Origin of the sequence: Nocardia exalbida NBRC 100660 (assembly GCF_000308575.1) — a bacterium.
Classification (GTDB): domain Bacteria; phylum Actinomycetota; class Actinomycetes; order Mycobacteriales; family Mycobacteriaceae; genus Nocardia; species Nocardia exalbida.
In genome coordinates, this window is sequence record NZ_BAFZ01000007.1 from 183962 (window position 1) to 196983 (window position 13022).

Annotated in this window: 13 protein-coding genes; 6 read left to right on the top strand and 7 right to left on the bottom strand. The window is 69.0% G+C overall.

The annotated features are described in order from the left end of the window. Positions 1 to 34: 34 nt before the first annotated feature. The 5 genes from ON29_RS03425 to ON29_RS03445 all read left to right on the top strand — a co-directional run bounded on the left by ON29_RS03425 (position 35) and on the right by ON29_RS03445 (position 4814). Complete coding sequence (locus ON29_RS03425; protein ID WP_040864621.1) at positions 35 to 817, top strand: SDR family oxidoreductase; 783 nt, start codon at positions 35 to 37, stop codon at positions 815 to 817. Between the two features lie 239 nt (positions 818 to 1056). Beyond that, complete coding sequence (locus ON29_RS03430) at positions 1057 to 1968, top strand: SDR family oxidoreductase (RefSeq protein WP_040864622.1); 912 nt, start codon at positions 1057 to 1059, stop codon at positions 1966 to 1968. A gap of 133 nt (positions 1969 to 2101) precedes the next feature. Next, complete coding sequence (locus tag ON29_RS33575) at positions 2102 to 3280, top strand: TrbL/VirB6 family protein (RefSeq protein WP_051174826.1); 1179 nt, start codon at positions 2102 to 2104, stop codon at positions 3278 to 3280. Between the two features lie 11 nt (positions 3281 to 3291). Then, the gene (locus ON29_RS03440) at positions 3292 to 3807 is read left to right on the top strand and encodes an ImmA/IrrE family metallo-endopeptidase (protein WP_040864698.1); all 516 of its coding nucleotides are present in this window, start codon (positions 3292 to 3294) and stop codon (positions 3805 to 3807) included. Next, the gene (locus tag ON29_RS03445) at positions 3804 to 4814 is read left to right on the top strand and encodes a hypothetical protein (protein ID WP_040864623.1); all 1011 of its coding nucleotides are present in this window, start codon (positions 3804 to 3806) and stop codon (positions 4812 to 4814) included. Before ON29_RS03440 ends, ON29_RS03445 begins: the two co-directional genes overlap by 4 nt. 291 nt (positions 4815 to 5105) lie before the next feature. Here ON29_RS03445 and ON29_RS03450 read toward each other — a convergent pair whose 3' ends face one another. Continuing rightward, positions 5106 to 5522, bottom strand: a complete 417-nt coding sequence (locus ON29_RS03450) for a helix-turn-helix domain-containing protein (protein WP_011207048.1) — start codon at positions 5520 to 5522, stop codon at positions 5106 to 5108. Between the two features lie 359 nt (positions 5523 to 5881). After that, positions 5882 to 7045 carry a steroid 3-ketoacyl-CoA thiolase gene (locus tag ON29_RS03455; protein WP_040864624.1) on the bottom strand — a complete coding sequence of 388 codons (1164 nt, stop codon included), beginning with the start codon at positions 7043 to 7045 and terminating at the stop codon, positions 5882 to 5884. Positions 7046 to 7147: 102 nt separating this feature from the next. Here ON29_RS03455 and ON29_RS03460 point away from each other — a divergent pair, with 102 nt between their 5' ends. Beyond that, positions 7148 to 8449 carry a cytochrome P450 gene (locus tag ON29_RS03460; protein ID WP_051174827.1) on the top strand — a complete coding sequence of 434 codons (1302 nt, stop codon included), beginning with the start codon at positions 7148 to 7150 and terminating at the stop codon, positions 8447 to 8449. A 54-nt stretch (positions 8450 to 8503) separates the two neighbouring features. Here ON29_RS03460 and ON29_RS03465 read toward each other — a convergent pair whose 3' ends face one another. Genes ON29_RS03465 through ON29_RS03485 form a run of 5 tightly spaced genes read right to left on the bottom strand, consistent with a single transcriptional unit; the run spans position 8504 to position 13002 of the window. Continuing rightward, a complete protein-coding gene (locus ON29_RS03465) occupies positions 8504 to 8923 on the bottom strand; it encodes a nuclear transport factor 2 family protein (RefSeq protein ID WP_040864626.1) in 420 nt (139 codons plus the stop codon). A 25-nt stretch (positions 8924 to 8948) separates the two neighbouring features. After that, positions 8949 to 9833 (bottom strand): TIGR03619 family F420-dependent LLM class oxidoreductase, encoded by an 885-nt coding sequence (locus ON29_RS03470; RefSeq protein ID WP_040864699.1) that lies wholly within the window; start codon positions 9831 to 9833, stop codon positions 8949 to 8951. 5 nt (positions 9834 to 9838) lie between these two features. Next, on the bottom strand, positions 9839 to 11005 hold the full coding sequence (locus tag ON29_RS03475) for a thiolase family protein (RefSeq protein ID WP_040864627.1): 1167 nt from the start codon (positions 11003 to 11005) through the stop codon (positions 9839 to 9841). Further along, positions 11002 to 12039 carry a thiolase family protein gene (locus tag ON29_RS03480; RefSeq protein WP_040864628.1) on the bottom strand — a complete coding sequence of 346 codons (1038 nt, stop codon included), beginning with the start codon at positions 12037 to 12039 and terminating at the stop codon, positions 11002 to 11004. The genes ON29_RS03475 and ON29_RS03480 overlap by 4 nt, the downstream gene beginning before the upstream one ends. Positions 12040 to 12051: 12 nt before the next feature. Then, the gene (locus ON29_RS03485; RefSeq protein ID WP_245548810.1) at positions 12052 to 13002 is read right to left on the bottom strand and encodes a Zn-ribbon domain-containing OB-fold protein; all 951 of its coding nucleotides are present in this window, start codon (positions 13000 to 13002) and stop codon (positions 12052 to 12054) included. Positions 13003 to 13022: the final 20 nt, after the last annotated feature.

Genomic DNA, 13022 nt, shown 5'->3' on the forward strand with positions numbered 1-13022 from the left:
GGCAAAGCAAGCAGTTGCTTGGTAGGTTAGCACGGTGGCACTCGAAATCGATCTGGCCGAGCGCGTCGTTCTGGTGACCGGCGGCGTGCGCGGCGTCGGCGCGGGCGTGAGCAAGGCGTTCCTGGCCGCGGGCGCGACCGTTGTGGCGTGCGCGCGGCGACCGGCGGACGCGCCCGTCGAAGTCGACGGGCGCGCGATCGAGTACATGCCTTGCGATGTGCGGGACGCGGACGCGGTGCGCGCGCTGGTCGATGGGATCGTCGAGCGCCACGGCCGCCTCGACCATCTGGTCAACAACGCCGGTGGCGCTCCCTTCGCGCTCGCCGCCGACGCGAGCAAGAACTTCCACACCAAGATCGTCGAGCTGAACCTGCTCGCTCCGCTGCTGATGGCGCAGGCCGCCAACGCGGTGATGCAGCGGCAGGACGAGGGCGGCTCGATCGTGAATGTCTCGAGCGTCAGCGGGCACCGTCCGTCGCCGGGCACCGCGGCCTACGGTGCGGCCAAGGCGGGCATGGACAGCCTCACCGGCTCGCTCGCCGTCGAGTGGGCCCCGAAAGTGCGGGTGAACTCGCTGGTGGTGGGCCCGGTGAACACCGAACTGAGTCAGCTGCACTACGGCGATCAGGACGGCGTCGACGCGGTGGGCCGGACCATCCCGCTGGGCCGCATGGCCCGCCCCGACGACGTCGGCCGCTGCGCGGTGTTCCTGGCCTCGCCGTTGGCCGCCTACGTCAGCGGCGCGACTCTGCTGGTGCACGGCGGGGGTGAGCGGCCCGCCTTCCTCGCCGCCTCCACCGCCGACCAGCAGTCCTGAACACACCGGAGGGGGAGCAGTCATGAGCGGTCGGTCGCGGCAGCGGAGCGGGACGATGAAGAGTCCCGCTCATAGCGGAAAGGGCCACCGAGCGCGAGCGGTCGGGTCGGGAGCCGGGAGCGGAGCGTAACCACGGAGGGCCCCGCTCATGCCGAAATCGGAAGCAGCATGAGCGGTCAGGCCCATCGGCAGCGGAGCTGACCACGAGGAGCCCCGCTCACATCGGAAAGGGACAAAGTATGGACACCGAGCAGATCTGCGCGGGGCGCGTCGTCATCGTCACCGGCGCGGGCCGGGGCATCGGCCGGGCGCACGCCCTCGCCTTCGCCGCGGCGGGCGCCCGCGTGGTGGTCAACGACATCGGTTCGACGCTGGACGGCGCGGCCACCGCGGAAACGCCCGCCGCTCAGGTGGTCGCGGAGATCGAGGCGCTCGGCGGCCAGGCAGTGGCCAACGGAGACGACGTCGCCGAGTGGGAAGGCGCCCGCAATCTCGTCCGCCAGGCCGTCGACACCTTCGGCAGGCTGGATGTGCTGGTGAACAACGCCGGTTTCGTGCGCGACCGGATGTTGGTCAACCTGAGCGAGGACGAGTGGGACGCGGTGGTCCGCGTGCACTTGAAGGGGCATTTCGCCACCATGCGGCACGCGATCGAGTACTGGCGCGCGGAGGCCAAGGCGGGCCGTCCGGTCGAGGGCCGGATCATCAACACCAGCTCCGGAGCGGGTCTGCAAGGCAGCGTGGGGCAGAGCAATTACGGCGCCGCCAAGGCGGGCATCGCGGGCCTGACGCTGACCGCGGCGGCCGAATTCGCGCGCTATGGCGTGACGGTGAACGCGATCGCCCCGTCCGCGCGCACCAGGATGACCGAGACGGTGTTCGCGGACATGATGGCCAGACCGGAGGACGGCTTCGACGCGATGGCGCCGGAGAACGTGTCGCCGCTGGTGGTGTGGCTGGGCAGCACCCAGTCCGCGGCGGTGACCGGACGGGTGTTCGAGGTCGAGGGAGGCAAGGTGGCGCTGGCCGACGGCTGGCGGCACGGGGTGGCCGTGGACCGCGGCGCGCGCTGGGATCCGGCCGAACTCGGCCCCGTCGTGGCCGATCTGATCGCCAAGGCGACTCCGCCGGAGCCGGTGTACGGGGCCTGATCGGCTTCGCCCTTCCGAGGCGCGTTCGCGGCACGGGGTCTAATATGGGCACCCATCCGTTCGGAAAGTCCCGTGTGAGAGTGGCGACCGGGCACAGAACTGCGCTTCGACTGATGAGGGGAAGGCTCGGCGCATGGCAGGAGGTCGCGCATTCCGTGCGCTGGCAGCAGCCTGCGCCGTCGCGGGTTGCGCCCTGCTCGGCGGCCCGGCCGTCGCCGCCGCGCAACCTTCCTGCCCCTCGTGCGTCGCGGACCCCGCCCCGCCGCCCTATGACAGCGGTGATTCCTGGTATTCGCTGACCGTGCCCGGGCAGGAGGCGGAGATCAGCGCGCCTCCGGCCCATGCGACCGCCGAAACCGGTTTGGCCACAGCGGGTTCGGCGGCGGCTGGATCCGCCGCCGGTTCCGCCGGGCTGGGTGTGGTGCTGGGTTCCGGCTCCGCCGGTCTCGGTGTAGTGCTCGGCACCGGGTCTGCGGCCCTCGGTTCCGCTGCGGGCGGTTCCGGCTCCGCTGTCCTCGGGACCGGTTCGGCCGCACTGGCGACTGGCTCCGCCGCACTGGGTTCCGGTTCCGTCTTGCTGGGCGGTACGGGTTCTGCCGCGTTGGGTGCGGGTTCCGCCGCGTTGGGTGCGGGCTCGGCGGTTGTGGGTGGTACCGGTTCGGCTGTACTGGGTACGGGCTCCGCCGCGTTGGGCACGGGTTCCGCCATCCTCGGCGGCACCGGTTCCGCCGCGGTCGGCTCGGCAGGCCTCGGATCCGCAGGTGTCGGTTCGGCCGCGACCGGTTCGGCCGCAACGGGTTCGGCCGCGACCGGTTCGGCCGCAACGGGTTCGGCCGCAACGGGTTCGGCCGCAACGGGTTCGGCCGCAACGGGTTCCGCCGCGTTGGGGTCTGCTGCCGTCGGATCCGCGAGTCCCCTACTGCTGTTGTTGATTCCGCTCCCGCAGGTGACCGCTCCGCCCGCCCCCGCGCTGCCACCGGTGACCGTTCCTCCGGCGCCCGCCCCGGTGACACCGGGGACCTCGCCGATTCCGATCGCCGTGTCGACACTTCCACCGCTCGCCGCGCGGGAGCCCGATCTCGCCGCCCCGGCGTCTGATCTCGCCGCGCCGCCGCAGCAGCCCGCGACTCCGGCGGTCCTTCCGACCGGCTCCACCGACGCCCTTCCCGCGACGAAACTACTGCCGGTGATCGGCGGCCTGATCGCGCTCGGCCTCGCGGGAGCGGGGTCCGGCGTGATCAGCTTCCAGAGCGCGGCGGCCGCGCAAGCCAGGATCGACGCCGCCCGCGCCCAGTTCTTCCCGAGGCCGTGAGGGGGCAGCCGATGAGCGTGAGCCGCATACGCGGTGACCTGCGGTCCTACCGCCGAGTCGCCGCCGCCGTCGACGCGGTGTGCGCGGTGGCGGCCGACTTCGACGCGACCACCCTCGACGAAGTCGTGCACGCGATCGCGGGCGAGCGGCGTCGTGACATCGAAATCGCCAGTGCGCGACTGGGTCCCGGCATATGCGGGCAGCGCCGGCTCTACCCCGACCGCGACGTGATCGTGCTCGCCGAGACACTGCCGAGCCGCGAGCACACCCTCGCGCACGAACTGGGTCACATCGTCTTCGACCACGAAGGCGCCCCCGCGCCGGAAGTGACGCTGGAGGCGAGCGACGACCTGATCGCCTACATGCTCAGCCAGCGCGCGCATCAGCGGATCGTCGACGACGGCGCCGACGAGCTCGCCGAATGGGAGGCCGAGACGTTCGCCGCCATGCTGATGACCCGATTGCGCGTGTTCAACAGCCGGGGCGCGGGCGTCTCGGTTCTCCGATTCGACGAGGCGCTCGGATGATCCTGTGGTCGACGGCTCTGCTGGTCTGGATGGCCGCCGGCGCTCGGGTGGGTCGCGTCCTGGTCAAGCCCGCGACCACGGCCCGGGTGGCCATCGTCGTCGCGGTCGCCGCCGTCGCGCTCGCCGCGACCGTCGCGGTGCCCGAGATCGCTGTCGCGCTGGACGATCTCGCCCCGGACGGCGTGCCCGCGGGCCGACTGTCGGACGGCGTCGTCACCGCGAGCTGGATCGCGTTCACCACGGCCACCTCGGTGGTCGCCTCGGCCGCCTGGCCGGTGGTGTCGCGGCGCAACCTGCGGCAGGTCGCCCTGGTCGTCTACGGCGTCGGCCTTTGCGCGGCGATGGTCATGCTGACCTGGTCGTACACCTTCGGGTGGTCGGCGGTGGCCGCGGGCAGCGTGTTCGTCGTCGTCACCGGTCTGCGCACGCTGGACTGGACCGCGCTCGGCCGCGGTATCGCGCTCTACACGGCGGGCACGGCGGTGGTCGCGCTGCTCGCGGCAGGTCGGGTCCGGCGCGCGTTCCAGCACGCGCCCCCGGCCGCGCCCGGTAATCCCGCCTGGGCATGGCCGCTCTGGGGGCTCGCAAGCCTGCTCATCGCGCTCGGCGCGGTGTGGATCGTGGTGGAACTCTGGGTGCGCGCGCGGGTGCTGCTGCGCCGGATCCGCTCGCTGCACCGGACCATGGTCGGTCGCTTCCCCGAGGTGGTCGCCCACGAACAGAGCGGATTCTCCACGCAGCTCAAAGCTTCCGACCAGGTGGCGCAGATCATCGACGCACTGTATCTACAGTCCGGCGGCGGTCTCGTGCTCGCGGAACTGGCGCCGCCGCCTTCCTCGGTGGCCGACCGGGCCGCCCGGGTGGCGCGGTGGGCGCACGACCCGGCGGGGGAGACCCTTGTAGACGCACGGTGGATTGCTCCGCCCGAAGGCATTAGTCCCCGCGGCTGGGTCCAGGCCGTAGCACGGGCCTATCGGGCGAGCGCATCCGCACCCGCGCGAAATTGATCAACTTCGCGCGAATCCGATCAATCTGACGCAAATGCGCGCGACCGATCGGACTATTCGGACAGACCGGTTGGATCGGGAATCTCCTTCAGGGCTAAGCGCGGCCGACGAACCACCCCCGAATGTACTTATCCGACGCCCGATCCGAAGCGCAGCACTAACCGACGCGCGTCCGCGCCCCAATTTCTCGGGGCACCGACGCGCGCCGGTTGTGTGCTGTGCCCGCTTACGCGCGCATAACACAGCACAGTGCGACCCTGGGGGCCGCACTGTGCTGCCGTGCAGGAGAACCTATTCGGTGCCGTCCGGAGGAATTTCGGGCAAGCCCTCGCTTGCCCGCAACTTCTCCGCCATAGACGTGAGTAGATTCTGTGATTCTTCGGACAAGTCGAACGCTCTACTCGACAGCCGTCGCAGTCCATAGCCCTGCAGCTGGGACAGCAGCTCCAGATCGTGATCGATCTTGGCGGCATAGATGTCGTTGAAGAAGTAGTCCGGCTTGACTTTGAAGAACTTCGCCAGGGCGGCCACCGTCTCATCCGACGGGTTCGTCCGTTGTCCCGACCGCAACTGCGACAGGTACGGTTTCGAGATCGGATGTCCGGAGGCCGTCAGCGCCGCCGCAACCTCCGCGTTGGTGTGCGGCTTACGCCCCGGGGGATGCACGGTTTCGAACAGCTTGTTCAGCCGCGCCGCGAAATCAGCCATTGTGAGCCGCCCAATTCCCTTCGCTGTACTAACAGTCGTTATCTCGGATACGTATCATTGATATTAGCGGCTCAGTAACTGAAAACCTACGCCTGATTCCGGATTTCCTTGAAGCTTCTAGGTCGGATGGCGGCGAAGGGGCTGGGACGGTCGGGTTTGCGGGTCACCCCAAGGCCTCTCGAGAACCCGCGGTACGAACCGGTTCTGGCCCGTCGCTGCGGTCTCGGGAGAGGGGGTCTTGATAGCCGCAAGATAGCTGACATCTCATGAACTGGGCGGTACATGGGTTTGTGTGGCGTACGACACGTTTGCGCCCGTGGGGGATGAACGTTCAACCAACGCGCGCGAAATGGTTGAAGTCACAAACGTTCGATGATCGTTCCTGTCGCGAGTGCGCCACCGGCACACATGAGAACCATTGCGGTACTGCGATCGGAGCGCTCCAGTTCGTGCAAAGCCGTTGTGATGAGACGCGATCCGGTGGAGCCGACCGGATGTCCGAGGGCGATGGCACCACCGTTGACATTAACCCGGTCCATGTCGGGCTGGTGTACAGAGGCCCACGAAAGTGCGACCGACGCGAACGCTTCGTTGATCTCGAAGAGGTCGATGTCGCCGATATTCATGCCGGACCGCTCCAGCAGCCTGCTGCACGCCTGCACCGGGCCGTCGAGGTGGAACTCCGGCTCCGCGCCCACCACCGCTTGGGTGACGATCCGCGCTCGCGGCCGCAATCCGGCTCGCTGCGCGGCCTTTTCGTCCATCAGCAGCACGGCGGCGGCGCCGTCGGAGATCTGCGAGGACGATCCGGCGGTGTGCACGCCGCCCTCCAGTACCGGCTTCAGCTTCGCCAGGCCCTCGACGGTGGTCTCGCGCAGGCCCTGATCTCGCGACACATCGAGCTTTTCGCCGGTGGGGTTGCCTTCCTTGTCGACGGCGGGCGCGGTGACGGTGAGCACCTCGCGATCGAACCGGCCTTCCGCCCATGCCTGCCCGGCCAGGCGCTGCGAGCGCGCGCCGAACGCGTCCACATCCGCGCGAGTGATGCCGCGCCGCTTGGCGATTCGTTCGGCTGCCTCGAACTGGTTGGGCAGGTCGATGTTCCACGAGGCGGGCCTGCGCGGCCCGGCGTTCTCGCCGACGTTGGCGCCCAGCGGAACCCGGCTCATCGCCTCCACGCCGCAGGCCATGCCGATCTCGATGGCGTCGGCCGCGATCAGGCCCGCGATCAGATGGTTGGCCTGCTGGGCCGATCCGCACTGGGTGTCGATCGTGGTGGCGCCGACCTGCCACGGCAGGCCCGCGTGCAGCCAGGCGACCCGGGTGACGTTGTTGGACTGCTCGCCGGCCTGGGTGACGCAGCCGCCGATGACCTGTTCGACCGATGCGGGGTCCAGATGTGCGCGCTCGAGCAGCCCGCGCTGGGCCGCGCCCAGCAGTTCGGCCGCGTGCAGCCCTGACAGCCAGCCGCCGCGCTTGCCGATCGGGGTGCGTGCGGCCTCGACGATCACGGGTGTGCCCATGTCCAACCTCTCTTTACGGGACAGAAAACTGAAACGCGTTCATAGCACTTGCCAGGGGCGGATCTGTCCGGTTTCTTTCCTCATTCTCGCTCCTGTGCTTCAATGATTATAGAACGTGTTTCAGTTTGTCGAAGGAGACATCTGGTGGTAGACACTCGGAATGCCCGGCCGAATCTCCCGGACGGGTTCGACGTTACGGACCCCGACATCTACGCCGAGCGTGTTCCGGTCCAAGAGTTCGCCGAACTGCGCCGGACGGCGCCGATCTGGTGGAACCCGCAATCGCCGGACGTCAGCGGCTTCCACGACGAGGGCTTCTGGGTGGTGAGCAAGCACGCCGACGTCAAGGAGGTCTCGCGGCGCAGCGATGTGTTCTCCAGCTACGAGAACACCGCGATCCCGCGCTTCAACGACGACATCGCCCGGGAGCAGATCGAACTGCAGCGGATCGTCCTGTTGAACATGGACGCGCCCGAGCACACCAAGCTGCGCAAGATCATCTCGCGCGGCTTCACCCCGCGCGCCATCAACGGCCTGCGCGCGGAGCTGTCGGCCCGCGCGGAATCCATCGTGAAGGCGGCCGCCGAGGCGGGCTCCGGTGATTTCGTCACCCAGATCGCGTGCGAACTGCCGCTGCAGGCCATCGCCGAGCTGATCGGCGTCCCGCAGGAAGACCGGATGAAGGTCTTCACCTGGTCGAACGACATGACCGGCTACGACGACCCGGAGAGCACCGCCGACCCGGTCGCGGCGTCCGCCGAGATCCTGGGTTACGCCTACCAGATGGCGGCCTCCCGCAAGCAGTGCCCGGCCGACGACCTCGTCACCACGCTGATCGAGGCCGATGTCGACGGTGACAAGCTCAGCGAGGAGGAGTTCGGCTTCTTCGTGATCATGCTCGCGGTCGCGGGCAACGAGACCACCCGCAACGCCATCTCGCACGGCATGATGGCGTTCTTGGAGAACCCCGACCAGTGGGAGCTGTTCAAGAAGGAGCGCCCGGCCACGGCCGCCGACGAGATCATCCGGTGGGCCACGCCGGTCACCTCGTTCCAGCGGACCGCGCTGGAGGACACCGAGCTCGGCGGCGTGCAGATCAAGAAGGGCCAGCGGGTGGTCATGCTCTACCGCTCGGCCAACTTCGACGAGGACGTCTTCGACCACCCGGAGAAGTTCGACATCATGCGCACGGACAACCCGCACCTGGCCTTCGGCGGCACCGGCGCGCACTTCTGCATCGGGGCGAACCTCGCCCGGCTGGAGATCGATCTGATCTTCAACGCCATCGCCGATCACCTCCCCGACATCAGCAAGGTCGCCGACGCGAAGCGGCTGCGTTCGGGCTGGCTGAACGGGATCAAGGAGTTCCCGGTCGAGTACAAGACCTGCCCGGTCGCACACTGAGACACGAGAAAAGGCCCTCGCACCAGCACGGTGCGAGGGCCTTTTCGTATGACCTCAGCCGACCGGACGCGCGGTCTTCATGGCGCGATCGACCTCCCAGAACGCGCGCAGCGCGGTGATCTTGCCGTCGTCGTCCACCCGGTAGGTGAACACGCCGTCGGCGTCGATCAGGTGACCGCCGATGGTGCTGCGGATGGTGCCGGTGAAGGCGACTTCGTTGCCGCAGGCGAACGAGTCGCCGAACAGGAACTCGATCAGCTCGGTCTTCGCGATGGCCATGTCCCAGAACGCGGCGATGGCGTCGGTGCCGCGGTGGCCCTTGCCCTCCGGATCGAAGCCGGACGGGCCGATCGGGTCCTCCACGATGCCGTCCTCGGCGAACAGCGCGACCCAGGCCTGTTTGTCCCGCGCTCGCACGGCGGCCTGTGAGGCCAGGCCGGCAGCCCTGGCCGGATGCTCGGTTGCGGTGGTCATACGGCCTCCCTCGGCCAGCGGGTCGTCATCGTTCGGCAAGGACGGGTTCGGCGATGTACTGCTCGGCGAATTTGCGCAGCGAGTCCTGCTTGGCGGACAGTTCGCCGTCGAATCCGATGCCGTCGGCCAGCCAGGGCACCACGATCGCGTCGGTGACGCCCGCGTCGGCCAAGTCCTGATAGCCGGAGCGCCCGAACCGGTCGACGCACACCGCCTGGATCTCGAACGGCTCGCCGGATCGGCCGCACTCGGCGCGCAGCGCGTCGAGCTTGCCGATGGTGCCGCGCAGCTCCTCGTAGGTCATCATCGCCGAGGTCCAGCCGTCGCCCACCCGCGCCGCGCGCCGCAGTGCCGCGTCGGTGTGCCCGCCGATGTAGAACGGCACCGGCTCGCTCGGCGCCGGGCTGACCTGCAACGGATCGAAGTCGAAGAACTCGCCGTGGTACTCGGCCATGCCACCGGCCAGTACCAGTTTGATGACCTCGATCATCTCGTCCACCCGGGCGCCGCGCCGCGCGAAGGGCACCCCGCACCACTCGAATTCCTCGGGCGCCCAGCCGATTCCGACGCCGAAGCCGAAGCGGTTACCCGACAGGTTGGCCACCGAGCCGACCTGCCGGGCCAGCAGCAGCGGATTGCGGGAACCCAGCTTGAGCACGTTCGTGTAGAAGCGGATGCGGCTGGTGACGGCCGCCATGGCGGTCGCGCCGATGAGCGGGTCGACCCACGGCGTGTCCGGGCCCCAGAACCTGCTGCCGTCGGCGGTGTAGGGGTACTTCGCCGCCGCCGACTTCATGTAGAACAGCGAATCCGGCAGCGCGATCGACGAGAAGCCGCACTCCTCGGCGGTTTTCGCGAGTTCGGTCAGCTGGTCCAGTGGACTCAGCGCGATGCCGACGGTGAACTTCAGCGGCATCACCGCCGCTCCGATCCGACCACCCACATCGAGAAGTACTGTGACCCGCCGCCGTAGGCGTGGCCGAGCGCTTTACGCGCGCCCTCGACCTGATAGTCCCCGGCCCGCTGCATGATCTGCTTGGCGGCCTCGGCGAACCGGATCAGTCCGGAGGCGCCGATCGGGTTGGACGAGAGCACGCCGCCGGACGGATTGACCGGAAGAGCGCCGCCGATCTCGGTCTCGCCCTTGTCGGTGAGCTTCCACCCGTCGCCCTGCGGCGCGAAGCCGAGGTTCTCCAGCCACATCGGCTCGAACCAGGAGAACGGGACGTAGATCTCGGCCACGTCGATCTCTTCGAGCGGGTTGGTGATACCCGCCGCCTCCCACAGCGCGGCGGCCGCGTCCCGGCCCGCCTGGGGATTGACCTGGTCGCGCCCGGCGAAGGTGGTCGGCTCGGTGCGCATCGCGGTGGCGTGCACCCAGGCGACCTTCCGGCCGGTGGCCTCGACCGCTTCGGCGGCCTCCGCGTCGCCGAGCACGATCGCGCACGCGCCGTCGGAGGAGGGGCAGGTCTCGTCGAAGCGGATCGGATCCCACAGCATCTGCGAGGCGAGCACCGATTCCATCGTGATGTCGGGCTGCTTCAGATGCGCGAGCGGATTCTTGGCGCCGTTGCGGCGATCCTTCGCCGCGACCATGGCGCCGATATGGCCCGGTGCGTTGGAGCGCCGGATGTAGGAGCGCACGTGCGGAGCGAAGTACCCGCCCGCACCCGCGCCGACCGGCATGGTGAACGGGACCGGAATCGACAACGCCCACATGGCGTTCGACTCCGACTGCTTCTCCCACGCCACCGCGAGCACGCGCTTGTGCACGCCCGCCTGCACCAGATTGGTCGCGACGATGCCGGTGGAGCCGCCCACCGAACCGGCGGTGTGCACCCGTAGCAGCGGCTTTCCGGTGGCGCCGAGCGCGTCCGCCATGAACAGCTCGGGCATCATGACGCCCTCGAATCCGTCCGGCGCCTTGCCGACCACGACCGCGTCGATATCGGCGATGGTGAGACCGGCGTCGGCGAGCGCACGATCGATGGCCTCGCGGCACATCCCCGCCATGGACACGTCGGTCCGTTTCGTCACGTGATGGGTTTGTCCGGTGCCGAGCACCGCCGCTGGCAAGCTCATCGGTTCTCCGATCCCAAGACGGTCACAAGGTTCTGCTGAAGCGCGGGGCCGCTGGTGGCATGGGCCAACGCACGATCCGCCGAGCCCGCGATGATCGCCTCGGCCGCGAAGCCGATGCGCTCCAGGCCCGCGGCGAACATCGGGTGGGCCGCGAGCGCGCCGCCGGACGGATTCACCTTCGTGCCGTTCTTCAGCCCGATCGCCTCGGCGAGGATCAGCTGCTGATGACTGAACGGCGCGTGCAACTCGGCGACGTCGAAATCGCTGACGTCACCGCCGGTGACCGCCTTGGCCGCGGCCGCCGTCGACGGCGAGACGGTGAGGTCGCGCGCACCGAGCACGGGAGTGTCGATTCGATGCGCCATGCCGGTGATCCACGCCGGGCGCTCGCACAGTTCGCGAGCGCGGTCGCCGACGGCGAGCACGATCGCGGCCGCGCCGTCGGTGATCGGCGCGATGTCGTGCGCGCGCAGCGGATCGGCGACATAGGGCCGGTCGAGCAGGCTGTCCGCGTCACCGGACGCCCCGGCGACCACGGCCGCCATGTCCCGTTCGGTCCAGCGTCCCGCGTCGAGGCCCGCGCGCGCTTGCAGGCCCGCGATGGACCATGCGTCCGGCCACAGCGGCGCGACGACGTACGGGTCCAGCTGCATGGTGAGCACCTGGCGCAGCGTGCCCGCGGAGGACTTGCCGAAGCCGTACACCAGCGCCGTCTTCGCCTGTCCCGAACGCAGTTTCACCCACGCCTCGTACAGCGCCCATGCCGCGTCCATCTCCACGTGCGATTCGTTGATCGGCGGCACCGCGCCGATGGCGTCGATCGCGGAGATGAACGAGAAGGCCCGTCCGGCAAGGTAATCGGACGAGCCCGAGCACCAGAAGTCGATATCGGACTTGGTGATGCCGAGCCGGCCGTAGAGCTGCTGGAAGCAGGGCACCAGCATCTCGACACCGTTGGTGGTGCCGAAGGTCTCCGGCACGTGCGGCGCGTGGGCGAAACCCACGACCGCGATGTCGGTGGCGTTGTCAGTCAACGTGCGCCTCTCTCAGAGGTGATGGGAGTAGGTCTCGTAATCGGCGTCCGGCTCGCCGGTGGGACGGAAGTGGTCCACGTTCTCCAGGCCGTAGCCCCACTCCTCGCGCGGCTTCCACACCGCCTCCACCCGCATGCCCATGCGCACCTCGCTCGCGTCGCAGCCGAGCACCAGGTGCAGCACCGGGATGTCCGCGCCGTCCAGCAGCACATAGGCCGCGACGTACGGCGGCTTGATCCGCTGCCCCAGGAACGGCACGTTGACGATGCAGAAGGTGGTCACCGTGCCGCGGTCGGACAACTCGATGTACTCGTCGGTCGGCCTGCCGTCGGTCGGATTCGCGCCGCGCGGCGGGAAGTAGACCTTGCCCCCGGCGTCGGTGCGCGCGCCGATCAGCTTGCCTTCGGCGAGTCCGCGCAGGTAGACGGTCTCCTGCGGCGAGGCGGTGTGCTTGTAGGACAGATCGACCGGCGTGACGAGCATGGTGACCGGATCGGCCCCGGCGGACGCCACCGGCACGGCGGGCTTCTCGCCCGGCTCGAAGCAGACGATGTCGCGAATGCTGCCCTCGGTCTGCTCGGCCCACCGGGCGGTGACCCGCAAGCCTTTCCGGATGTCCTCCGGCCCGGCCACGTCGACCGCGTGCAGCAGCGTCGTGTCCGCGCCGTCCAATCGGATCAGCGCCCAGGCGAAGGGGCGGTCGAACGGCTGGCCGGGCAGCGGCTCGCGCACCCAGGTCCAGGATTCGACGGTGCCGGTGTCGGCGACGTCGACGAATTCGGTCAGCGGTTCGGCGGTGATCGGATCGTATTCCGGCGGCGGCACGATCACCCGTCCGTCCGAGCCGCGCGCGCCGACGATTTTGTGATCGCGCAACCGCGTCAGAAACGTCCCGATGGTGGAGCCGACGGAGCGGGTGTAATCGAAACGCACCCGTAGGGGCGCGCTGAGTACATCGGGCACGGCCGCTGTGTTCAATGCCG

What these genes read in the sequence shown, in the direction of transcription:
- ON29_RS03430 (WP_040864622.1), top strand. Translation starts at nt 1,057, where the DNA reads ATGGACACCGAGCAGATCTGCGCGGGGCGCGTCGTCATCGTCACCGGC.
- ON29_RS33575 (WP_051174826.1), top strand. Translation starts at nt 2,102, where the DNA reads ATGGCAGGAGGTCGCGCATTCCGTGCGCTGGCAGCAGCCTGCGCCGTC.
- ON29_RS03440 (WP_040864698.1), top strand. Translation starts at nt 3,292, where the DNA reads ATGAGCGTGAGCCGCATACGCGGTGACCTGCGGTCCTACCGCCGAGTC.
- ON29_RS03445 (WP_040864623.1), top strand. Translation starts at nt 3,804, where the DNA reads ATGATCCTGTGGTCGACGGCTCTGCTGGTCTGGATGGCCGCCGGCGCT.
- ON29_RS03450 (WP_011207048.1), bottom strand. Translation starts at nt 5,522, where the DNA reads ATGGCTGATTTCGCGGCGCGGCTGAACAAGCTGTTCGAAACCGTGCAT.
- ON29_RS03455 (WP_040864624.1), bottom strand. Translation starts at nt 7,045, where the DNA reads ATGGGCACACCCGTGATCGTCGAGGCCGCACGCACCCCGATCGGCAAG.
- ON29_RS03460 (WP_051174827.1), top strand. Translation starts at nt 7,148, where the DNA reads ATGATTATAGAACGTGTTTCAGTTTGTCGAAGGAGACATCTGGTGGTA.
- ON29_RS03465 (WP_040864626.1), bottom strand. Translation starts at nt 8,923, where the DNA reads ATGACCACCGCAACCGAGCATCCGGCCAGGGCTGCCGGCCTGGCCTCA.
- ON29_RS03475 (WP_040864627.1), bottom strand. Translation starts at nt 11,005, where the DNA reads ATGAGCTTGCCAGCGGCGGTGCTCGGCACCGGACAAACCCATCACGTG.